Origin of the sequence: Nocardia inohanensis NBRC 100128 (assembly GCF_001612945.1) — a bacterium.
GTDB classification, from domain to species: domain Bacteria; phylum Actinomycetota; class Actinomycetes; order Mycobacteriales; family Mycobacteriaceae; genus Nocardia; species Nocardia inohanensis.
In genome coordinates this window covers 12,476-34,863 of the sequence record NZ_BDBK01000001.1, presented here as the reverse complement: position 1 = coordinate 34,863, position 22,388 = coordinate 12,476, and the positions used below count along the sequence as shown (strand labels likewise).

Genomic DNA, 22,388 nt, shown 5'->3' with positions numbered 1-22,388 from the left:
TCCGCGCGGAGTGGTGCCGGTTCGAGATCAACGCTGTTCCTACCCTACAGCGCCGAGAAGCGGCCCGTGTCATCGAATAACGGAGCGGTTGCCGCATGACACGATGATTCGATGACGCTCTCCGCGGAAGCCCTCTCCGATTCACCTTCGGCGATCGTCTCGCTGTTCTGGATAGCGGTCGTCGCGGTCCTCGCACCGATCGCTTCACGTTTGCTGCGTGGCTTCATACCGGCCGTGGTGATCCTGCTGGTGCTGGGAATGCTGCTGGGCCCGAACGGTATCGGCATCACCGGGACCGCGGGCGGGGTCGACCTGCTCAGCGAACTCGGCCTCGGCATGCTGTTCCTGCTGGCGGGCTACGAACTCGATCCACGGCTGCTGGGCGGCAAACCCGGGCGGGTGGCGTGGCTGACCTGGCTGGCGGGGCTGCTGCTGGCGCTCGGGATGGTGTGGCTGGTGGCGCGCGGCGACAGTTTCACGGCGCTGGTGGCGGTGGCGATCGCGCTGACCTCCACGGCGCTGGGCACCCTGCTGCCGATCGTCAAACAGGACGGGGTGCTGGATCAGCCGTTGGGCCGGGCGGTGCTCGCCCACGGCGCGGTCGGCGAGCTCGGTCCGGTGCTGGCCATGTCGGTGCTGCTGACCAGCCGCAGTCCGGTGGCGGCCGTGGTGGTGCTCGCGCTGTTCCTGGCCGCGGCGGGCGTGATCGCGGTGGTGCCGCGCCGCCTGCTGGACCGATTCGCGGGCAGCGGCGGGTTCTTCGCCGAGATGTGGGCGGGCACCACGCAATTGCCGGTCCGGCTGGTGTTCCTGCTGCTGCTGATCCTGATGGCCGTCGCCGAGACCTTCGACCTCGATATCGTGCTGGGCGCGTTCGCGGCGGGCCTGATCCTGCGCAGCCTGATCGCCGAAACCCATCCGGAGATCGAACACTCCCTGGAGACAATCGGTTTCGGGCTGCTCATCCCGATCTTCTTCGTGGTGTCGGGCATGGGCATCGACCCCGCGGCGGTGGCGCGCAACCCGGTCATGTGGATCGTGTTCGTGCTCGCCATCGCCCTCGCGCGCGGGCTGCCGGTATGGGCCGGCGAACGCTTCGTCGCGCACGGCGAGAATCTCGAATCCGCGCACGAGCGGGCCCAGCTGGCGCTCTACGCCGCCACCGGCCTGCCGATCATCGTCGCGGTCACCCAGGTGGCCACCGGCGCCGGCCTGATGAGCGATGCCCTGGCCTCGACCCTGGTGGCGGCGGGCGCGACCACGGTGCTGCTGTTCCCGTTGGCCGCCAAAGCGATTGCCCGCTCGACCGCCGCGGCGCGGCCGTAAATCGTTTTACCGGTACGGAACCCGCTGCTACCGTGATTTCACCAGCTCACCGACGACAGGAAAGGCGGCCCCGTGACCGAGCTCGTACAGCTCCCGTTCACACGCGACATCGTCGGCCGCGTCCGCGCCGGTTTCCGGAGCCTGCGCTGACATCTCTCGGCCGTCGCCGAATCATCAACTCCCCCAAGCAAACCCCGCGCACCTCAGTGCCGAGTAGATGTCAGCGCCGACATCCGCGCGGGGTTTCGAATGCCCGTAGCTCAACGGATAGAGCGCCTCACTACGAATGAGAAGGCTGGAGGTTCGATTCCTCCCGGGCATGCCGATACTCAGTGCTCGTCGTCGTCTTCCCCGTGCGGATGCCCGTGCGCGAGCTCCTCCTCGCTGGCATCGCGGATCTCCACGACCTTGACCTTGAAGTGCAGGCGCTGGCCGGCGAGCGGGTGATTGGCGTCGATGGTGACCTCGTCGCCGTCCACCTGCACTACCGTCACGATCTGGGATTCGCCGTCGGGGGCCTCGGCGTGGAACTCCATACCCGGCTCCAGCTCGTCGACGCCCTCGAACATCTCACGGTCGACGGTGCTGACCAGTTCGGCCAGGTATTCGCCGTAACCGTCCTCGGGATCGATGACGACCTCGAGCTCGTCTCCGGTGGTCTTGCCCTCGAGGGCCTGCTCCAGACCGGGGACGATGTTCTCGGCGCCGTGCAGGTAGACGAGCGGGGCTTCGCCGACCGAGGTGTCGAGCACTTCCTCATCGTCGTTGGTCAACGTGTAGTCGATGGAAACGACCTTGTCGGTAGCGATCAGCATGGTATGGAGCCTAGAGCCATCGGGGCCGGTAACCGAGCACCGGGCCACACAGGCCGGTCAGGAGCGGGTGACGAGCAGCTCGACGCGGTATTCCGATGGCTCGATCGGGTGTTGGGAACGCGGGAGGGGATTCAGGGCGAGCAACTGGATCGCATAGCCGCCGGCCGTCGCGATCGGGGTGGCCGCGGCGGGACTGTGGAGTTCGACGCGGGCGTCGGCGCCCGCGACGGTGGCGGTCAGCACGACCGTCGCCTCACCCGCCCAGACACAGGTGACGTCGACCGGGCAGCGGCTGTCGGAGGGGACTTCGCTCAGCCGCAGGATGAGGTGGTCGTCGTCCAGCCCGACCGGGACGCCGGGGGCGAGGGTGATGCGGGCGCCCAGCTCGGCGGCCACCGGCGTGTTCGTGGTCGATGCGGTCGTGGCCGATGCAGTCGTGGCCGATGCAGTCGTGGCCGAGGCGATCGGGCCCTGCGCGGATTCGCCGGGCGAAGCACACCCGGTCGAAGCCAGCAAGACGGCGAGCGGGACCCAGCATGCGAAACGTATTGCGCCCATGCCCCATTGTGGCCATCCGAGCGCGCGGTCGCCTACCGGGCAAACGGGGCGCGCTGGGGCAAGATGGGCCTTGGATTGTCCGGGTTCAGGGGAGGTTCGATGCTGGAAGTCGCGCATCTGGTGCGCAGGTTCGGTGCCAAGACGGCGGTGGACGATGTGTCGTTCACGGTGCCGGACGGAGCCATGACCGGGTTCGTCGGCGGGAACGGGGCCGGCAAGACCACCACCATGCGGATGATCATGGGGGTGCTGGCGGTGCACGGCGGGCAGGTGCGCTGGGGCGGGCGGCCGGTGACGGTCGAGGATCGGCGGCGCTTCGGGTACATGCCCGAGGAGCGCGGGCTGTATCCCAAGCAGCCGGTCGCGGATCAGCTGGTCTACCTGGCGCGATTGCGCGGGATGAGCGCCGCGGCCGCCAAGACCCGGGCGCAGGAGCTGCTGGATCGGTTCGAACTCGGGGCGCGGGGCAAGGATAAGCTGGAATCGCTGTCGCTGGGCAATCAGCAGCGGGTGCAGATCGCCGCGGCGGTAATGGCGCAACCGGAGCTGCTGATCCTGGACGAGCCGTTCTCCGGGCTCGACCCCGGCGCGGTCGATTCGATGGCGTCGCTGTTGCAGGAGTTCGCGGCGCAGGGCGTGCCGATCCTGTTCTCCTCGCATCAGCTGGATCTGGTCGAGCGGCTCTGCGATCAGCTGGTCATCCTGGCCAAGGGCAAGGTAGTGGCGTCGGGTTCGGCGGCGGAGCTGACCGCCGGCGGACCGCAGCACTACCGGCTGCGGCTGGACGGCGACCTCGAATGGCTGCGGTCCTTCCCGGGCGTGGCGGTCGCCGAGCTCGGCGGCGGCACCGCCCTGCTGGAGCTGACCGGGGCATCGACCGACGAATTACTCACCAAGGCAATGGCTTTCGGATCGGTTCGGGAACTGGCCGAGATACGGCCGACGGTCTCGGACATCTACCGCGAGGTGACGGCATGAACGACACGGCTACCCGGCACGGCGTCTGGCGGATCGTCGCACAGCGCGAGATCCTGGTGAAACTGCGGGACCGTAACTTCCTCATCTCCACCGGCATCACCATGCTGCTGCTGATCGCCTCGCTGGTGGTGAGCGCACTCGTCGGCGGCCGGACCGAAACCGTGGATATCGCCGTCACCGGTCAGGGCGCGACGGAGGTGATCGAGCTGGCGGGTCAGCTGGCCGAGCAGGCCGATGCCAAGAAGTCCTTCGCCGTCCACGAGCTCGGCAATACCGCCGCCGTCGAGCAGCAGGTGCGCGACGACAGCGCCGAGGCCGGACTGGTGCCGGCGCAACCGGGCGGCTGGCAGCTGCTGGGCAAGACCGGTGAGAACGACGCGGTGAACACCTATGTGGGCGCGGCGGTCCGCCAGCTCGCCATCGCGCGCAATGCCGCGGCGGCCGGGCTCTCGCTCGAACAGCTCGGGCAGGGCGCGACGGTGAATTACGTGGTGCTGGAACCGGATTCGGTGGACGAAGGGCTCGCCAAGATCGCGGCGGTGGTCTTCGGGTTCCTGTTCTACCTGGCCTCGATCCTGTTCGGGTTGTCCATCGCGCAGAGTGTGGTGGAGGAGAAGCAGAACCGCATCGTGGAGATCCTGGCCAGCGCGATTCCCCTGCGGCAGTTGCTGATCGGCAAGGTGCTCGGCAATGCGGTGATGGCGTTCGGGCAGTTGCTGCTGTTCGTCGGCGCGGGCCTGGCCGGGCTCGCCGCCACCGGCAAGGGCGACCAGATCAGCCAGATCGGCGGGGCCGCGGGCTGGTTCGTGGTGTTCTTCGTCGTCGGCTTCCTGGCTCTGGCCAGCCTGTGGGCGGTGGCGGGCGCGGTGGCCACCCGCAACGAGGATCTGCAAGCGACCTCGACACCGCTGACCATGTTCCTGATGGCGGTGCTGTTCGCCGGAATCTTCCTGTCCGGCACCGCCTTGACCATCGCCTCGTATGTGCCGATCGTCTCGGTGGTGGCCATGCCCAGCCGCCTCGCCGCCGGTACCGCGAACTGGTGGGAGCCGCTGATCGCGCTCGCCATCATGGGGGCCGCCACCTACGGCACGGTCGTGCTGGCCGAGAAGATCTACCGCCGTTCGCTCATGCAGACCCAGGGCCGCATCAGCATCCGGCAGGCCCTCGCGCTGGAGGACTGAGCGCCCCGGTCAGTCCTCGTCGTCCCCGGCGGGCGGTTCGCCACCGCCCCCGCGGATCGACCACAGGATCCCGTCCAGCTCATCGGGTTTGATCAGCACATCACGCGCCTTGGAGCCTTCGCTCGGGCCGACCACGCCGCGGGTCTCCATCAGATCCATCAGGCGGCCGGCCTTGGCGAAGCCGACGCGCAGCTTGCGCTGCAACATGGAGGTGGAGCCGAACTGGGAGGTGACCACCAGTTCGGTGGCCTGGAGCAGCAGGTCCAGATCGTCGCCGATATCGGCGTCGACGTCCTTCTTCTCCCCCGCCTTGGCGGCGGTGACGCCCTCCTGATAGTCGGGTTCCTTCTGCTCCTTGGTGAATTCGACGATGGCGTGGATCTCCTCGTCGGAGATGAACGCGCCCTGAAGTCGGGTCGGCTTGTTCGCGCCCATCGGCAGGAACAGGCCGTCGCCCATACCGATCAGCTTCTCCGCGCCCGGCTGATCGAGAATGACCCGCGAGTCGGTCAAAGACGAAGTGGCGAAGGCCAACCGGGACGGGACATTGGTCTTGATCAGGCCGGTGACCACGTCCACCGACGGCCGCTGGGTGGCCAGCACCAGGTGGATACCGGCCGCACGCGCCTTCTGGGTGATGCGGACGATGGCGTCCTCGACATCGCGCGGGGCGGTCATCATCAGGTCGGCGAGCTCGTCGACGATGGCCAGAATGTACGGGTACGGCTTGTACACCCGTTCACTGCCCAGCGGCGCGGTGATCTGCCCCGACTTGACCTTGCGGTTGAAGTCGTCGATATGGCGGACCTTGTTGGCCTGCATGTCCATGTACCGCTGTTCCATCTCCTCCACCAGCCAGGCCAGCGCGGCGGCGGCCTTCTTGGGCTGGGTGATGATGGGGGTGATGAGGTGCGGAATGCCTTCGTAGGGGGTGAGTTCCACCATCTTGGGGTCGATGAGGATCATCCGCACCTCGTCCGGCGTCGCGCGCTGCAACAGCGAAACCAGCATGGAGTTCACGAAACTCGACTTACCCGAGCCGGTGGAGCCCGCCACCAGCAGGTGCGGCATCTTGGCCAGGTTGGCGCAGACGAACTCGCCCTCGATGTTCTTGCCGAGGCCGATCACCAAGGGGTGATGGTCGTTCCGGGTGGACGGGGCCTTGAGCACATCGGCCAGGCGCACCAGTTCGCGATCGGAGTTGGGGACCTCGATGCCGACCGCCGACTTGCCCGGGATGGGGGCGAGCAGGCGGACGTTCTCGGTGGCGACGGCATAGGCGATATTGCGGGCCAGCGCGGTGATCTTCTCGACCTTCACGCCCGGGCCGAGCTCGACCTCGTAGCGGGTGACCGTCGGGCCGCGCACGAAACCGGTGACCGCGGCGTCGATCTTGAACTGCACCAGGACCTCGGTAATGGCCTCGATCATGGATTCGTTGGCGGCGCTGCGCTTCTTGGGCGGATCGCCATCGGTGAGCAGGGTCAGCGGGGGCAGCTGGTAGTCGCCCTCCACCTCGCGCTCGGTGACGAACTCCAGCTGCTGCGGTTCCGGCGGCGGCGGAGTCTGATCGACGACCTTCGGGGCCTTGCGCGGCTTGGGTTTCGGAGGCTCCGGCTCCGTCTCCTTGACAATGGATTTGGCGTCCTGCAAAGGCGGTTCGCCGATGACCTCGGTGGCCGCGTCGGAGCCGCCGAACTCGTCCGGCGGATAGTTCTCCTTCGGCGTGCGCCCGCGCTTGCGCGCCTCGGGGCGATGCAGCGGGAAACCGTCCGCGTCGTAGTTGGCGGGATCGTAGAGGCCGGGCTCGTCGGAGTAGCTCTCGTATTCGTCGCCGCCCGCACCGGTTCCGAAGATCTCACGCAGCGCGTCCGGCACCTCGCGCACCGTGGTGCCGGTGACCAGCAGAATGCCGAAACCGACTGCCAGCAGCAGCAATGGCACCGCCAGCCAGCCGCTGAGCCCGTCGCGTAGTGGACCGCCCATCACGAAGCCGACGAAACCGGCGGCGTGTGCGCGCCCGTGCGCGTCGGTGGGTGCGCCCGCTGCCAGATGCCACAGGCCGAGCACCGGCAGGCCCATCAGCAGACCGCCGAGTATCAAGCGCGGCCGGATCTCCGGCTGCGGTTCGGTGCGCATCAAGATCACCGCGATGGTCACCGCCACGAAAGGCAGCCCCGCCGAAGCGGATCCGGCGATCGCGCGCACCACGGTATCCACCCAGCCGCCGACCGGGCCGCCCGCCGAGCACCACACCGCCGCCGCGATCACCACCGCGAAAGCCACCAGCCCCAGCGCGATCCCGTCCCGCCGATGCCCGTGCTCGATATCCCCCGCCCGGCTCACCGCGCGAGTACTGGCGCCCAGCCCGCGCGCCAGCATGTTCCAGCCACTGCTCACGCCCCGCCGGACCACCGCCAGCGGCGCGGTATCGGACTGCCGCCGCGCCGCGGGCCGCCTGCGCGCCGGCGCCGGCCGCCCCGCCGCCGGGGCCCGCTTGCGCGGTGCGGGTGTACGGGGAGCCCGCGCCTGGGACCGTGCCGGAGCCTTAGCCCGCGCCGATCCCCCGCGCGAACGTGACGTTGCGGTGCCGCGGGCCTTACCTGCCATGCGGTCCAGGCTAGCCGCAACGGCACCATGCGGACCATCCGCAACACCCGACCCACCCATTTCAGACACTGTCGAACAGGCCACATCGATAGCCGCGCGACCGGCCGTAAATCAGTGATCACGTCATGGGTGACCAGCGCAGCACCGGCCCTTCCGGCGTGCACCGACTCCGCCGTTCGGGCGTGCACCAAATTCGTCATCCCGGCGCGCGCCCGGCCGGAATCCCACTTCGGCGGGCGAGATGGGGCGGCCGTGAAGACTGCGAGATGACGAGATCGCCCGGCAGCGGATGCCGAGAAGACCGGTCAGTGGATGGCCGGGAGGCGGGGAGCCGGTTGGGTTTTGGGACTGCGGGCGATAGCCGACCACCGGCTGAGGGCCGCATCGAAGTCGGGGATCTCGTCGGTGGCGGCCCGATAGCATTCGGCGGCATCGACATTGCGGCCGAGGCGGCGCAGGGCGGTATAGCGGACCAGCATGTTGTAGGTGTGCAGGTTGTCGATGCGGCCGGAATCGCGGGTGGCTTCGGCGCGTTCGGCCTGTTCGGCGGCTTGGGACAGCCGGCCCGCGCTGAGGTGGGCGAGGGCGGCGCGGGTGTGGATGGTGGATTCGAAGCGGGAGCTGCCGGTGCGCTGGGCGGCGTGCAGGGCCAGATCGAAGAGATAGGTGCCGAGTTCGGCTTCGCCTTCGCTGCTCATCACCCACGCGGCTTCGGTCAGCGCCCACATGACATTGCGGCGGGTGCCCGGATGGCTGTCGCCGACCACGGCCCGTGCGGCGGCGGCCAGCGAATCGCGGTGGCGGCCGGCGGCCGAATACGCCTGGGCGAGGAACGAATACGCGACACGCACGCATTCGGGGCTGGCGCCGGCGCGGTAATGACGCAGCGCGGCGGCGGAATGCGTGGCGGCCCGCTTCGGATCGCGTTGATGCAGGGCGACCACGCCGGCGAACAGGTGCGCGCAGCCCGCGACCCAGGGTTCGGCCTCGGGATCGACCTCGTCCAGCAGCCGCTGCACGTGCACGGCCGCGCGGTCCGGTGCACCGAACTCGGCGACCAGGGCGAAGACCAGAGCCAGCCGGGCTCGCTGCGCGGCCACCGCATTGCCGTCGAGTTCGGCGGCGCGGATCAGCTCTTCCAGGGCTCTCTCGATATCGACGGTCGAATCCCCGGCCAGCATGGTCTCCCCCACGGCCAGCGCGAGATCCGCGGCGACGGTGCGGTGATGCGGCTCGCCGGCCGCGGCCAGCCGGTACAGCGCCACCAGATTGCGGCGCTCGACATGCAGGAAATCGCAGGTGACGTCCAACCCGATCACACGGGTGCCCGGATGCCCGGTCGGGGCCAGCCGCAGCCGCAGACCCGGATGCCGTACGCGCAGCACGGCTTTCATGGTGGCCAGGTAGTAGTCGAGCAGGCGCGCGGTGACATCCACGCCGGCCTCCGCGCGGTGGCCGAGCGCGAACAGGCGCATCAGATCGTGGTAGTGGTAGCGGCCGCGCCCCACCGTCTCGAGCATGCCGCGATCCACCAGCTCCTCGCACAGGTCCTCGGCCATGGGCTCGGTGGTGTCGAGTACGGCGGAGGTCGCGGCCAGGGACAGATCGGGCAGATCCGCCATGGCGAGCAGGCGGAAGGCGCGGGCGGCATCGGCGGGGAGTTGGGCGTATCCGGCCCGGAAGGCCGCCGTCAGCGCCAGGTCACCGACGCGGAAGCGGTCCAAGTCGTGCCGGTCGGCGGCCAGGCGATCGGCCTCGGAGATCAGCGTCCACTGCGGCCGGGCCGCCACTCGCGCGGCCACGATCCGCACCGCCATCGGCAGCAGACCACAGAGTTCGACGATGCGGCGGGCGGCCACGGGTTCGGCCGCGACCCGGTCCGTGCCCACGATCCGGGTGAAAAGCGCTACGGCTTCGGCGATATCGAGCACCTTGAGCGCCGCCGTGCGCACCCCGGGCAGCGCGGTCAGCGGCCGGCGCGCGGTGACCAGCACCGCGCATCCGGGCTCACCCGGCAGCAGCGGCACCACCTGGGCCGCGTCGGCGGCATTATCCAGAAGGATCAGCATGCGGCGGCCGCTCATGGCGGATCGGAACAGCGCGGCGCGCTCGGCGGCCCCGGCCGGGACTTCACGCTGCGGCACCCCGAGCGCACGCAGGAACGCCCCCAGGACGTGTTCCGGGTCGGCCGGTTCCTCCCCCGCGCCGTAGAGGTCCACATACAGCTGACCGTCCGGATAGTGATCCCGGATCCGGTGCGCCACATGCAGTGCCAGGGTGGTCTTGCCGACGCCGCCCATTCCGGAGAGGGCCAGCAGCGGCGGAGCGCTCTCGCCCTGACCACCGTCCACGCGACCGGCCCCGTGATCACCGGCGTCGACGAGCGCGGCGGGACGAGCGGATACGCCCGACAGCAGGGCGCAGAGTTCCCGCACCATCTCCTGGCGTCCGGTGAAATCGGCTGCGTCGGGCGGCAATTGGGCCGGTTTGGGCGCGGCCACCGCCAACGGGACCGTATCGGTCCCGGGCAGCTCGTCGGCCAGGATCTGCCGATGCAATTCCAGCAGCACCGGTCCGGGTTCGATGCCCTGCTCCGACACCAGCACCCGCCGGATGCGCTGATACTCCTCGAGCGCCTCGGTCCGCCGCCCGGCCCGGTACAGCGCGGTCATCAGCAGTGCGCGCAAGCGTTCACTGTGCGGATCGGCGGTGATCAACGCGGTCAGATCGGCGACGGCGCGCGAATAGTCGCCGCGCTGCACGGTGATCTCGAGCAGATCCTCTTCCAGGGTCAGCCGCAAGCGCCGCAGCCGGGCGCGTTCGGCGGCCGCCCACGGACCCGGCACCCCGGTCAGCGGATCGCCCCGCCATTGCTCGAGCGCGGCCCGCACCGCTGCCTCGGTATGTTCGAGATGCCCTGCGGCGCGGGTGTGTTCGACCTCGGCGCGGAAGCTCTCGACCCGGTCGATATCGAGTTCGACGGGCCCGCACAGCCGGTAACCCCGGGTCTCGGAGGTCAATTCGAGCGTCCCCGGGCGCACGGCCAGCTGCTTGCGCAGCGCCCACGCGTAATTGCGCAGCGCCCCCACCGCCGAGGACGGCCGATCCGCACCCCAGATGCCGTCGACCAGTTCCTCGACCGATACCGTGCGCCCGCGCGCCCACGCCAGCATGACCAGGGCGGCCTGTTGCTTGGGCGGCATGGGCGCGGCCGGCGCGCCCGCACACCTCAACTCGACCGGTCCGAGAACCGTCAGTTGCCAAGACATTGCGACCACCTCATCACACACGGGCTCTCTGCCGATCACGAAAGCTACCGCTCGTCGCGTGATCGTTTCATGATCGGCAGCGGCGCCGCCAACCGGATTGGGAACCCGATCCCGTCAGGTGGACGGTCAGACGCTGCGGTCGAGCGCGTGCACGGCGTTCACGTCGGCCGGATCACCGGTGGCGGTCAAGCGGACCTCGTTGCGCCCGAAGGCGTGCAGCAGCAGTTCCGAGGGCGGCCCGGTGAGCACGACGGTGCGCTCGCCGGCGCGGTGCGCGACCGTGCGGCGGCCGTCGGGGGCAGCCAGCTCGACGGTAACCGGTGATTTGCGATATGCCATGCGCGCCAAGCCCTTCAGCACTTTCCAGAGCTGATCCTCATCGGCGGCGGGCAGTTCGCGCGGTTCCCAGCCGGGCGCGCCCCGGCGCACGTCCTCGTGGTGCACGAACATCTCGGTGGTGTTCAGCAGCGCGTCGATCGGGCGCAGGTACCAGGGCGGGCCGTTGCGCACCACGTCCAGCAGCTGCGGGTAGGGGCGCTGGGCGACGCGGCTCTGCACGCCGTCCAGGTAGGACGCGAGGGGTTTGACGAGAATGCCCGCGGAGGCATCGGGGCGGCGTTCCCGGACGATCAGGTGGGCGGCCAGGTCGCGGGTCGTCCACTCACCGCAGAGGGTGGGGGCATCCGGACCGGCGGCGGCCATCGCCTGCACCAATGCTTGGCGTTCCCGTTGGGCCATGCTCATGAGGTCACCCTAATCGGACATTACCGGCCGTGCACAGTACCCCTCGCCGGTCCGCATGATTCCGGATGGAAATGCGGGTACGAAACCTCTTTTGTGCGAGACGTTTCGGATTGGCGTCAACCAATTTGTATCGGTAGCTTGATCAGTCGGTCCATCGGGTCGTGGGCCGTGTGCACATGAAGGGCATCAAATTGAAGAAGTTCGTCACCGGCGCCGTCGCGATCGCTGCGACCGTCGGTTCACTTTTGGTCAGCGCGGGTTCGGCGAGCGCGGCTCCGGTCTATTTCGGCGCGATCTCGGTATCGCCCTCGACCGGCAATATCGGCACCAGCCTGGACTACTTGTCGATGGGTGAGGCGCGCAGCAATTCCCAGCAGACCTGCGGTCCCGGCGATTGCAAGACGCTGGCCTCGTGGTCCAACGGCTGCGGCGCGGTCGCCTACTCGCGCTCCGCTCGCCAGTACACCGGCGGGGCCGCGGCGACGGTGCGTGCGGCACGGTCGGCGGCGACGGCCGCGAACCGGGGCAATGACGCCACCATCGTCAAATGGGCGTGCACGTCCAATCACGCGGTATAAGCCGGGTATTCCGAAATCACGGGGAGAAATTCGTTGAAGCACACCGTTTTCCGCGCCACCGCCGCACTCGCGCTGGCCGCCTCGGCATTCGCCATGGTCGCCTGTAGCTCCAGTGAGGCCGAGTCCGGCAAGTCCGCCGCAACCTCAACCAGCGCCGCCAAGTTCGAGAGCGCCGGCGGTGAGAACGCCGAGGGCGAGCCGCCGACCACCACCACCGTCCCGAACCTGCCCAAGCCCACCGTGCAGGAGTTGAACGACAAGATCACCAAGGCGTTCGATCCGTCCGTGGACGCCAAGTCCAAGGCCGCCATGATCGAGAACGTCGACCTGGACCCTAACCTGGCCGTCAAACTGGTCGACGCGGCCAAGGCGAACAAGGTCAAGATCCAGATCACCGAGGTCGGCGAGCCGTCGGACGGCAAGCTGGTAGCCAAGGCCAAGGTCACCATGGACGGCAGCAACGTCGACGACGCCAAGGTCACCTTCGTAGCCTCCGGCACCGACTGGAAGATCGACCACAACTACGCGTGCAGCATCGTCAAGACCGCCAAGCTCGACTCGGCCGCCTGCCAGGACTGAGGCCAGGTCTCGAGTGCCCCGCGGCTCGACGCCGCGGGGCACTTTGCATAAGTGGGTAAGCGCGCTCGCAGCCCGAATCGCCTGGGCCGCTTCGCGTTCCGCCCCCCAACGAACGAGCGCCCCGCAGCTACTGCTGCGGGGCGCTCCTTGTTCGTCAGTTTTCAGACGCCGATCACCGTCGGGATGATCATCGGGCGGCGGCGGTACACATCCGCCACCCAGCGGCCGACCACACGGCGCACGCTTTGCGCGATGCGGTGGGTGTCGGTGACACCCTCGACCGCCAGGCGATGCAGTTCCGATTCCACCAGCTGCTGCGCCGCCGACAGGGCGTCGGGATCGTCGGAGAAACCGCGACCGTGGACCTCCGGCGAACTGACGGCCTTACCGGTGGAGGAGTCGACGGCGACGGTGATGGAGATGAAACCGCCCTCGCCGAGCACCAGGCGATCCGAGAGCGTGGACTCGCCGACATCGCCGACCGAGAGGCCGTCGACGTAGACCTGACCGACCGGCATCCGCCCGGTGATGGTCGCGATGCCGTCCACCAGATCGACCACGACGCCGTTCTCCGCGAGCACCACCCGCTCCTCCGGCACACCGGTGGCAACCGCCAGCGCGCCGTTGGCCCGCAGATGCCGCCACTCGCCGTGCACCGGCATGGCATTGGTCGGGCGCACCGCGTTGTACAGGTACAGCAGCTCACCGGCCGAAGCATGGCCCGACACATGGACTTTCGCGCTCTGCTGCGTCACCACGGTCGCGCCCAGCCGCGCCAGGCCGTTGACCACGGTGAAGACCGCGTTCTCATTGCCCGGGATGAGCGAGGAGGCCAGCACCACCAGATCGTCTTCCCGAATATTGATCTGGCGATGGTCCCCGCGCGCCATCCGCGACAGCGCCGAGAGTGGCTCGCCCTGCGAACCCGTCGAGATCAGCACCAGCTTGTGCACCGGCAGGTTCGCGGCCTGATCCAGATCGACCTCCAGGCCGTCCGGAATGTTCAGGTACCCGAGATCCTGCGCGATCTGCATATTGCGCACCATGGACCGGCCGACGAAGCAGATGCGGCGGTCATAGCGCGAAGCCACATCCACCACCTGCTGAATACGGTGCACGTGCGAAGCGAAGGACGCCACGATGACGCGGCCCTTGGCCTTGCCGATCACGCTGTCCAGCACCGGGCCGATCTCGCGTTCGGGCGTGACGAACCCGGGCACCTCGGCATTGGTGGAGTCCACCAGGAACAGATCCACGCCCTCGTCGCCCAGGCGGGAGAAACCGGCCAGGTCGGTGAGGCGGCCGTCCAGCGGCAGCTGGTCGAGCTTGATGTCACCGGTGTGCAGTGCGATACCCGCGGGCGTGCGGATCGCGACCGCGAGCGCATCCGGGATGGAGTGGTTGACCGCGAAGTACTCGCAGTCGAACGGCCCGTGCTGGGTGCGCTGCCCCTCGATGACCTCGATCAGCTTGGGCTGCAAGCGATGCTCACGGCACTTGGCCGCGACCAGCGCGAGGGTGAACTTGGCGCCGATCACCGGGATGTCCCGGCGCAGGCGCAGCAGGAACGGCACCGCGCCGATGTGATCCTCGTGCCCGTGGGTGAGGATGACGGCCGCGACATCGTCCATGCGGTCCTCGATGGGACCGAAGTCGGGCAGGATCAGGTCGACGCCGGGCTGCTGGTCCTCGGGGAACAGCACACCGCAGTCGATGATCAGCAGCTTGCCGCCGTACTCGAAAACGGTCATATTGCGGCCGATTTCGCCGATGCCGCCGAGCGCGAACACCCGCAGGCCGCCCTTGGGCGCGGCGGGCGGGGTGCCCATGGCGTGCGGATCGCGACGGATCGGGGCATCCTGCTGACGGCCACGGCCACCACCGCCACCGCGGCGATTACGGTCCTGACGCGGGCGCCCGGAGCCGGAATCCTCGGAACGCGAACGGGACTCGTCCGGGCGGGCGGCGGGCGCTTCCTCGGACTGAGCGGCGGCGGCGCGAGCGCCTCGGCCGCCGGTGGTGCCGTTGCGGCGGTCACCACGCGCGGTGCGGCTCGAACCCGACTGCGCGGCAGCGGTTTCCGGCTGCGCGGCGGGAGCCTGGGCGGCGGGCGCCGCGGCGGGCGCGGCTTCCGGCTGCGTCACCGGGGTGACGGGCTGCGCGGGCGCCGGTTCGGGCGCACCCGCGGCACGGGAAGCGGTACGACGGGGACGGCGGGCTACTGGGTCGCTCATGCAAGCACCCCGGCAGCGCGGAGGTCCACCGCGAGTTCATCGAGTTGATCCGGTGTCGGCATCACTTGTGGCAGACGGGGTTCCCCGGTTTCGATGCCGAGCAGACGCAGTGCGCCCTTGGTCATTGCGACACCTCCCAGGCGGGCCATCGCCCTGTTGAGCGGAATCATGCTGACATTGATCTCACGAGCGCGCCGCACATCGCCCGCCTGGTAGGCGTCGACGAGAGCGCGCAGCCGATCCGGCACGAGATGACCGACGACGGAGATGAATCCGGTCGCGCCGACCGACAGCCACGGCAGGTTGAGCACATCGTCACCGGAGTAGAAGGAGAGGCCGGTTTCGGCGATGAGTTCCGCGCCGGCGTTCAGGTCGCCCTTGGCGTCCTTGACCGCGACGATGCGCGGATGCTCGGCGAGCCGGCGAATGGTGTCCGGGGCGATGGCGACCACCGAACGCGGCGGGATGTCGTACAGGGTGACCGGCAGCTCGGTCGCGTCCGCGATGGCGGTGAAGTGCGCGAACAGCCCGTCCTGGGTGGGGCGCGAGTAGTACGGCGTGACGACGAGCAGGCCGTGCGCCCCGGCGCGCTGGGCTCCGCGCGCGAGCTCGATGCTGTGCGCGGTGTCGTAGGTGCCGACCCCGGCGATGACGGTGGCGCGGTCCCCGACTGCGTCGACGACGGCGCGCAGCAGATCGGACTTCTCGGACTCGGTGGTGGTGGGCGATTCACCGGTGGTGCCGGAGATGGCGAGCAGGTCGACGCCGCCGTCGATCAGGCGAGCAGCGAGGGCGACACCGGCATCGACGTCGAGCTTGCCTTCGGCGGTAAAGGGGGTCACCATCGCGACACCTACTGTGCCGGACGCGTGCAGCTCGATTCGCGTCGATTCACCGTTCGTCATAGTCAGAAAGGCTACAGCGTCACTGGAACGACTTTTGCACCGTTATACCCGAACCGTGCCACCGGCGACGGTGATTCGCGCGACGCGCCTGTCGATGACGCCAAACTGCGCCTTGTATGACGTCACGAATGACAGCACACTGGTGTCATGAACCTCGACAAATACACCACCCAGCTGCGCGAGAACCTGATCGCGGCCGCCGCGCTGGGCGATGAGAAAACCCAAGCCACCGCGGCCGCCCTGGGCGCCGCCACCGAGCACTCGGCCCGGCTGGTCCTGCTGGCCGCGCTCTCCGATCTGGCGACCGAAGTCAGTGCCACACTGCCCGATCGCACCGTGCACGTCTCCGTCGACGGCACCGACGCGCACGTGGATGTGCGCAAGGCCGCCGGCGATGACGAAGCGCAGCCGACCTTCGAGGAGATGACCGGCGATATCAGCCGCGTCACCCTGCGCCTGGTCGAGCAGATCAAATCGCGCGCCGAGGAAGCGGCGGCACAGTCCGGGCAGAGCCTGAACTCCTGGCTCGGCGCGGCCGTGCAGGGCGCGCTGCGCGATCAGATGAAGCGCGCGGGCGGGCCCCGCTGGGATCGGCCGAACAACTGGGACAAGGACAAGCCCGGCTCCGGCGAGTAGGCCCAGCCGTCAGTCGATGACGGTGACCCGGCCGTCGGTATCGATCTCGGTGCGGTGGTCGTTGTCGGGCGCGTCGGCCATGATCGTGGCCAGCACGCGGCGGCCCAGCGGCAGCACCCGGACCGTGATGGATCCCGAATTGGCCGCGTCCAGTTCCCTGGTGGCGGCATCGATCACACGTTTGCGCACCCATTCCGGCACGCCCGCGAAACCGCCGTCATCCAGCAGCACCACGGTGACGCCGCGCGAACGGGCACCGCGCGCCGCGCCGCTGAGCTCGTCGGTGACCAGTTGCGGTGCGCGCAGGCCGTCACGCAGTTCGGCTTCCAGCAGGCGGCATTCCTCGCGTTCGACCGCGGAGAGTTCCGCGCCCTCGGCGATGCGTTCCAGGATCGGCCGCGCCACCCGGTCCAATCGCGAAAGCTGGCGGGTGCGTTCGTTATCGGCGGCCGCCATGGTGGCTTCGGCGGCGGCGCGCAGCATGGCGTCCTCGCGCAGCAGTCGCAGGGAGCGCTGCATGGGCCGCATGACCGCGGCGAACACGGTGATGGCGGTGACCGTGCCGACCGGAATCAACGATCCGACGATGGTGCGGGATTCGAGATTGTCACCGAGCCCGGCCGCCAGCAGCACACCCGCGGTGGCCAGCACGCCGACCCACGCGGTGCGCACCCGGCCGCGCAACACCAGCACCGCGAATACATAGGAAGAGGCGAACGCCGACCACACCGACTGCTGGCCGTGCGGATGTACCGGGAACATGGTGGTCAGGGCGGTCGCCACCGGTGGCGCGGCCGCCGTGAAGATCGCGATCGGCAGCGGCAGCGGATCCACCGGGACCACCAGCAGCAATGCCGCCGCGCCCAGCATGAGCAGGGTGCCGAGCAGTGCGGCCCAGGTCGGCGATTCACCGAAATTGCGGACCATGTAGAGCACGATGGTCGCCTGCAAGATCACCAGGAACAGCCAGGCGGCCCGGCCGCGCAGGCCCAGCAGATCCCGCAGCCCGAACCGCGGATCCAGTTCCGGCACGCGGGAATCAACGGGAACCATCGCCACCCCAGACCAATGTCACGGTGGTGCCTTCGCCCGGCGCGGACTCCACGAATCCGGAACCGCCCGCCAGTTGCCGCATTCGCCCGAGAATGCTCATCGACACCCCGAGCCGGTCCGCCGAGACGGCCGCGAGGTCGAAGCCCGCGCCGTCATCGTTGAAGACGAGACGGATGCTGCCCGCCGACACGGTGGCGGTGACGGTGCGCCGCACTTCGCGTCCGGGCACGTGCGCGTGGCGCAGGCTGTTGCGGACTGCTTCGCTGAGCGCGGCGGCGATGGTGCTGGCGGTGTGCACGGGCATGCGCAGATCGTCGTAGCCCGGCCAGGTGCGGGTGGCGAAACGGATGCTCGGATTGATCTCGTGCACGGCGGTGCGCAGGAACAGCACGGCCGAGCGGGCGTCGAGCAGGTCCGGATCGCGTTCGGTGCTGTAGCCGTCGAGTTGTTCGAGGGTGCGCTCGGATTGGCGGCGCAGCACATCCGATTGCGCGCCCGCGCGGGAGGCTTCGAGCAGGGTGGAGAGCACCGCGTCGTGAATGAGCGCGGCGAAGCGGGCGTGTTCGCGGTCGCGGGCCTGGGCGGCGGCGGCCGCGGCGGCGCGCCGGCTGGCGATGGCGGATTCGCGGTCCACACGGGCGGCGGCGCCGGTGGCGGCGGTGCCGCACCAGACGAACAGGGCCGCCAAACCGGCTGCGCGCAAGAAGTTCTCGACCACCAGCAGCGGCGTCACGTGGGCGACCGTGTAGACGGTGGAGAGTGCGGCCGAGCCGGTGGCGACCAACAGATACGCCACCGACAGCCGGGTCGGCCAGGCCAGCACCGCCGTGGTCACCGCCAAAGCGGTCACCCGGTAGGGCCACACGGTGGTGGCATCGATGCTGTGCAGATCCAGGGCGAACGGGACGGTGGCGAGCGCGCCGAGGAAACTTATTGCGGCACAACCGCATACCACGCGCACGTACTTGGATCCGGCGAACGCCGACACCACCGCGATGATCGGATACCAGCCGAAGGCCAGCAGCATGGAGACCGCCGGCCACCAGGGCGCGGCGAGCCGGCCCTGTTCGGCGATCTCCGGCAATTCGAAGCAGCACACCAGGATTCCGGCGATGCCGACCGAGATGCCGAGCCGCCGCATGATCCGGTCGTAGGCCGCGGTGGCCGGGTCGTCGGCCATCGCCAGCCCACCGGTCAAACGCTGGACGAACTGGTGCACGGCGGGCAGCGAGCGCCGAACCGGCGCGGTGTCGAGGGCGCTCGATGCGGTCATGCGCGCGGGTGCCGCTCGGGAACGGGCAGCCACCCGTCCTCGACCGCACGCTTGTACAGATCGGTCTTGGTCGGTGCGGGCCGTCCCGCGTCCGCGTACTTCTGCCGGATCCGCCCCAGATAATCATTGACCGTCTGCTCGGACAGCCCGGTCATCCGGGCCACCCGCGAAGCCTTCTCCCCCGACGCGTACAGCTGCAAAACCTGCTGCTGCCGCGGACTCAACCCCACATTCGACAACTGCGGATCCCCATCGATGGCGGCCGCCCAATCGGTGGTCACCACCTGCTCGCCACCGGCAGCCCGCCGCACCGCGCTGACCACGGTCTTCGCATCCTCGGACTTGCGTACCACCCCCAGCACGCCCGCCCGGGCCGCGGCCCGCACCATGAACGGATTATCGGCCCCGGTGAACACCAGAACCTCGATCCCCCGCTCCCGCAACGCCCGCACGTTGTCCTCCGGCGAAGACCCGTCCGCGAGCCGCAAATCCAGCACCACCAAATCCAGCCGCGGCGCCGCGGCCAGCAACTCCCCCACCGTCCCCGCGGTGGTCACCAACTCCAAATCCGCCTCGGGCGCCAACATCGCGCTCAACCCGATAGCGACAGACTCATGGTCCTCGACCAGCCCGATACGGCGAATCCCCAACTCTTGCACCTCCACGGCGGCCGTCACCTCTTCCCACACTCCACGAATCACTTGCCAAGCAGTATGCCGGTGCGCGGCCCCCTACGGTCAGCCACCAGAATTCAGGGCCTACTCCATCAGCCGAGCCGCCACCGTGGCCCCCAATTCCCAGCACCGCTCGACATCGCCCTTACTCGGCGCCCCCGAAACAATCACCGCCGCAGCCGTCTTCTCCCACCCCAACCCGGTAGCAATACTCTCGATCCCCCGCTCAGCCCCCTCGGTCCCCTGATTCCCGTGCAGGTAATACCCGAACGGCCGCCCCTTCGTGGAATCCAGCACCGGGTAATAGAACGTGTCGAACGCATGCTTCAAAGCCCCCGACATATAACCCAGATTCGCCGGCGACCCGAGCAGATACCCATCCGCCTCCAGCACATCGGAGGCCGTAACGGCCAACGCCGCCCGCCGCACCAACTCGACCCCTTCGATCTCCGGATCGGTGGCTCCCGCCACCACCGCCTCGAACATCTCCTGCGTATGCGGCGACGGAGTGTGATGAATCAACAGCAGTTTCGGCACGTCCCCGAGCCTAGGTCGTCATCGCTCCCAGTCGAAGGACTCGTCGCCCGCGAGCCCGCGTTCCAATTGCTCGTAGAACATCGCCTCCCCCACCCGCAGCCCCTCGATGGTCCGCGTCAGGTCCACTCCCGCCACGAACCGCGCGCTGTCGCGACCGACCTCGAGTGCCGCCAGCCAGCCGTCCCATTTCGCGTCGCAGAGTCCGCCGCTGGTTTCCGCCCAGAACAGGACGGTGTCCGGCGCATCCCAGGTCTTGTGGCGGCCGGCGGCCGCGAATACCAGTAGGGCCGTATGTACTTCGGATTCGATATAGCCGAGGTCGAACATGTACGCGTGTAACGCCTCGTCACGATGCGTCAGCACCGTCAGAACGGGTAGTCCCTCGCGGCCCACCGCGCGCCGGCCGCCGAAGAACTCCCTCGGTGTCACGCCGACTTCGGCTCGGGACCAGGCGGGCTGTTTACCGTCCCAGAACCAGCCGGTGAAGAGGTCCTCGGGGTTCGCGATGGCTTGCGGGCCGGGCACGGGCGTGTCCAGCCATTCTTCGAATCCGTTGCGGCTCATCGGGATCCTGGCCGCCACCATGAAACTGTCCGTCACGAGGCCGAGGTTAAACGGTGGGGGTGACAGGGTTGCGGCCGTATGATTTTCGTAAAGAAGTGGCTCGGGGGGATGGGGCGGGCATAGCGTGATCTGGTCGGGTACCGGCGGCTTCGGGGGGTGAGGTTGATGGCGGCGGACGTGGTCGGGAAGTACGGGCGGGTTACGGCTGCTATCAAGCCGGGGCGCCTCGGGGAGGTCTTGATCGAGGTGCGGGCGGGGACCGAGCGGTTTCTGGCGCGTGCCGCCGAGGGTGACGCGACGATTCCCAAGCACACCCAGGTGCTCGTGGTCGGGAGCCTGGGTGGTCGCACCGTTGAAGTTGTTGCTTTGAAATGAAGGTACATCGTGGACGCCCTGGTCTATGTCGTGGTCGGGATCGCGTTTGTCGTAGTGGCATTGGCGGTTGTCCTGTTTCGTCTCGCCTGGCGGGTCGCCGAACCCGATGAGGCGCTGATCATTTCGGGATTCCGGGCCGGTACCGGGCCGGGTGGGTCGGGTGAGAGCATGGGGTTCCGGATCGTCACCGGACGCGGCTGCCTGGTCGCGCCGGGGCTGACCAAGGTGCGCCGGATCTCGTTGGAGGCGCACGAATCTCAGATCGTGGTGCCGTGCGTCAGCTGCCAGAAGATCAATCTCGCGCTCACCGGCGTGGTGATGTACAAGGTCGGCGACGACTATCCCTCGATCGCCAACGCGGCCCGGCGCTTCCTGGATCGACCGGCGGACGAGCTGGAGACCAAGGTGCAGAACGTTTTCATCGGGCATCTGCGGGCCATCGCCGGATCGATGACCGTCGAGGACATGATCAGCGATCAGGACAAGTTCTCCGAGCAGGTGCGGGATCGGTGCTCGCAGGAGATGGAGTCGTTCGGCCTGGTCATCGACTCGTTCCAGATCCAATCCATCGCCAGCGAATCGAATTACATTGCCAACCTGGCGATTCCGCATCAGGCGCAGGTGGAGCAGCATGCCCGCATCGCCCGCGCCAATGCCGAACGTGAGGCCATCGCCCAGGAGCAGTCCGCGCAGGCGCAGATCGCTTTGTCGGTGCGCGACACCCAGATCAAGAAGGCCGGTTACCAGGCCGAGGTGGACCGGGCCACCAAAGACGCGCAGCAGCAGGGACCGCTCGCCGAGGCGACGGCCCGGCAGGCGGTGGTCGAGGTGGCGACCAAGGTCGCGCAACTGGAGGCGCAGCAGAAGGAACAACAACTCCAGGTCGATATCCGCAAACCCGCCGACGCCGAGGCGTATCGGCAGACCACCCTGGCCACCGCCGCCCGCGACGCCCGCATCAGCCAGGCCGAGGCCGACGCCCAGGAAACCCGGTTGCGCGCCGAAGCCGCTGCGGCACAGACCAAAATGCAGGCCCAAGCCGAAGCGGAGGCCATTCGCATGCGCGCCGCCGCACAAGCCGAAGCGACCCGCCTGGCCGGTCAAGCCGAGGCCGACGCCATCCAAGCGCGCGGCCTGGCCGAAGCCGAATCCGTGCGCGCCCGGATGGCGGCGGAGGCGGCCGGCATCCAGCAGCGCGCCGAGGCCATGAGCAAGAACCAGGAGGCCGTCATCGCCCAGCAGCTGGCCGAGAACCTCCCCGAGATCGTGGCCGCCGCCGCGAAACCCTTCGAGCATGTCGGCCAGTTCACCGTCCTCAACGGCGCGCAGGGCGTCACCTCGGCACTGGCCGAAATCATCCAGCAGGCCGGCACCCTCACCTCGATGGCCCGCGAATCCCTGCTGCCCGCACTGAAACTCGAAACGCCGGCAACGAACGGAGAGGTCTCGCAACACTCCTGACGGATCGGATATTGGCACGGATGAGCATCCTCGTG

The 22,388-nt window shown here is 68.7% G+C and carries 20 protein-coding genes and 1 tRNA gene; 9 read left to right on the top strand and 12 right to left on the bottom strand.

The genetic code is table 11. From position 1 onward, the window contains the following. Positions 1–111 precede the first annotated feature (111 nt). Entirely contained in the window at positions 112–1,326 is a 1,215-nt protein-coding gene (locus tag NI1_RS00185) for a cation:proton antiporter (protein ID WP_067812912.1), read from the top strand. Positions 1,327–1,575: 249 nt separating this feature from the next. Further along, positions 1,576–1,648: transfer RNA gene (locus NI1_RS00180), tRNA-Arg, on the top strand. A 7-nt stretch (positions 1,649–1,655) separates the two neighbouring features. On the opposite strand, the gene NI1_RS00175 is transcribed toward NI1_RS00180, so the two are convergent. Then, entirely contained in the window at positions 1,656–2,141 is a 486-nt protein-coding gene (locus NI1_RS00175) for an FKBP-type peptidyl-prolyl cis-trans isomerase (RefSeq protein ID WP_067812910.1), read from the bottom strand. A 57-nt stretch (positions 2,142–2,198) separates the two neighbouring features. Next, positions 2,199–2,537, bottom strand: a complete 339-nt coding sequence (locus tag NI1_RS00170; RefSeq protein ID WP_157534866.1) for a hypothetical protein — start codon at positions 2,535–2,537, stop codon at positions 2,199–2,201. Positions 2,538–2,798: 261 nt separating this feature from the next. On the opposite strand from NI1_RS00170, the gene NI1_RS00165 reads away from it, so the two are divergent. Continuing rightward, a complete protein-coding gene (locus NI1_RS00165) occupies positions 2,799–3,677 on the top strand; it encodes an ABC transporter ATP-binding protein (protein ID WP_067812908.1) in 879 nt (292 codons plus the stop codon). Next, on the top strand, positions 3,674–4,861 hold the full coding sequence (locus NI1_RS00160) for an ABC transporter permease (RefSeq protein WP_067812906.1): 1,188 nt from the start codon (positions 3,674–3,676) through the stop codon (positions 4,859–4,861). The genes NI1_RS00165 and NI1_RS00160 overlap by 4 nt, the downstream gene beginning before the upstream one ends. Positions 4,862–4,870: 9 nt before the next feature. Here the strand turns inward: NI1_RS00160 and NI1_RS00155 are convergent, their stop codons facing one another. The 3 genes from NI1_RS00155 to NI1_RS00145 form a co-directional block, all read right to left on the bottom strand. Continuing rightward, entirely contained in the window at positions 4,871–7,471 is a 2,601-nt protein-coding gene (locus NI1_RS00155) for a DNA translocase FtsK (RefSeq protein ID WP_067812904.1), read from the bottom strand. 305 nt (positions 7,472–7,776) lie between these two features. After that, positions 7,777–10,740 carry an AfsR/SARP family transcriptional regulator gene (locus NI1_RS00150; RefSeq protein ID WP_067812902.1) on the bottom strand — a complete coding sequence of 988 codons (2,964 nt, stop codon included), beginning with the start codon at positions 10,738–10,740 and terminating at the stop codon, positions 7,777–7,779. A 126-nt stretch (positions 10,741–10,866) separates the two neighbouring features. Continuing rightward, positions 10,867–11,484 carry a TIGR03085 family metal-binding protein gene (locus tag NI1_RS00145; protein ID WP_067812900.1) on the bottom strand — a complete coding sequence of 206 codons (618 nt, stop codon included), beginning with the start codon at positions 11,482–11,484 and terminating at the stop codon, positions 10,867–10,869. 176 nt (positions 11,485–11,660) lie between these two features. Here NI1_RS00145 and NI1_RS00140 point away from each other — a divergent pair, with 176 nt between their 5' ends. Beyond that, a complete protein-coding gene (locus NI1_RS00140) occupies positions 11,661–12,062 on the top strand; it encodes a DUF4189 domain-containing protein (protein ID WP_157534865.1) in 402 nt (133 codons plus the stop codon). A gap of 33 nt (positions 12,063–12,095) precedes the next feature. Beyond that, positions 12,096–12,641 carry a WKL family lipoprotein gene (locus tag NI1_RS00135; protein ID WP_067812896.1) on the top strand — a complete coding sequence of 182 codons (546 nt, stop codon included), beginning with the start codon at positions 12,096–12,098 and terminating at the stop codon, positions 12,639–12,641. Between the two features lie 161 nt (positions 12,642–12,802). On the opposite strand, the gene NI1_RS00130 is transcribed toward NI1_RS00135, so the two are convergent. Beyond that, the gene (locus NI1_RS00130; RefSeq protein WP_067812893.1) at positions 12,803–14,875 is read right to left on the bottom strand and encodes a ribonuclease J; all 2,073 of its coding nucleotides are present in this window, start codon (positions 14,873–14,875) and stop codon (positions 12,803–12,805) included. After that, on the bottom strand, positions 14,872–15,780 hold the full coding sequence (gene dapA / locus NI1_RS00125; RefSeq protein WP_067812891.1) for a 4-hydroxy-tetrahydrodipicolinate synthase: 909 nt from the start codon (positions 15,778–15,780) through the stop codon (positions 14,872–14,874). Before dapA ends, NI1_RS00130 begins: the two co-directional genes overlap by 4 nt. 147 nt (positions 15,781–15,927) lie before the next feature. Between dapA and NI1_RS00120 the strand changes: the two genes are divergently transcribed. Then, a complete protein-coding gene (locus NI1_RS00120) occupies positions 15,928–16,416 on the top strand; it encodes a hypothetical protein (protein ID WP_067812890.1) in 489 nt (162 codons plus the stop codon). A 9-nt stretch (positions 16,417–16,425) separates the two neighbouring features. On the opposite strand, the gene NI1_RS00115 is transcribed toward NI1_RS00120, so the two are convergent. The 5 genes from NI1_RS00115 to NI1_RS00095 are packed head-to-tail and all read right to left on the bottom strand — an operon-like array spanning position 16,426 to position 20,553. Next, on the bottom strand, positions 16,426–17,469 hold the full coding sequence (locus NI1_RS00115) for a DUF8320 family protein (protein WP_067814923.1): 1,044 nt from the start codon (positions 17,467–17,469) through the stop codon (positions 16,426–16,428). Next, on the bottom strand, positions 17,456–18,742 hold the full coding sequence (locus NI1_RS00110; protein ID WP_067812889.1) for a sensor histidine kinase: 1,287 nt from the start codon (positions 18,740–18,742) through the stop codon (positions 17,456–17,458). The genes NI1_RS00115 and NI1_RS00110 overlap by 14 nt, the downstream gene beginning before the upstream one ends. After that, positions 18,739–19,443 carry a response regulator transcription factor gene (locus NI1_RS00105; RefSeq protein ID WP_157534864.1) on the bottom strand — a complete coding sequence of 235 codons (705 nt, stop codon included), beginning with the start codon at positions 19,441–19,443 and terminating at the stop codon, positions 18,739–18,741. The genes NI1_RS00110 and NI1_RS00105 overlap by 4 nt, the downstream gene beginning before the upstream one ends. A gap of 57 nt (positions 19,444–19,500) precedes the next feature. Continuing rightward, complete coding sequence (locus tag NI1_RS00100; protein WP_084522418.1) at positions 19,501–19,953, bottom strand: flavodoxin family protein; 453 nt, start codon at positions 19,951–19,953, stop codon at positions 19,501–19,503. 18 nt (positions 19,954–19,971) lie between these two features. Then, the gene (locus NI1_RS00095) at positions 19,972–20,553 is read right to left on the bottom strand and encodes a hypothetical protein (RefSeq protein WP_157534863.1); all 582 of its coding nucleotides are present in this window, start codon (positions 20,551–20,553) and stop codon (positions 19,972–19,974) included. Between the two features lie 129 nt (positions 20,554–20,682). Between NI1_RS00095 and NI1_RS00090 the strand changes: the two genes are divergently transcribed. Next, positions 20,683–20,892 carry an NfeD C-terminal domain-containing protein gene (locus NI1_RS00090; RefSeq protein ID WP_218026659.1) on the top strand — a complete coding sequence of 70 codons (210 nt, stop codon included), beginning with the start codon at positions 20,683–20,685 and terminating at the stop codon, positions 20,890–20,892. A gap of 9 nt (positions 20,893–20,901) precedes the next feature. After that, on the top strand, positions 20,902–22,353 hold the full coding sequence (locus NI1_RS00085) for a flotillin family protein (protein ID WP_067812884.1): 1,452 nt from the start codon (positions 20,902–20,904) through the stop codon (positions 22,351–22,353). The last annotated feature ends 35 nt before the right edge of the window (positions 22,354–22,388 follow it).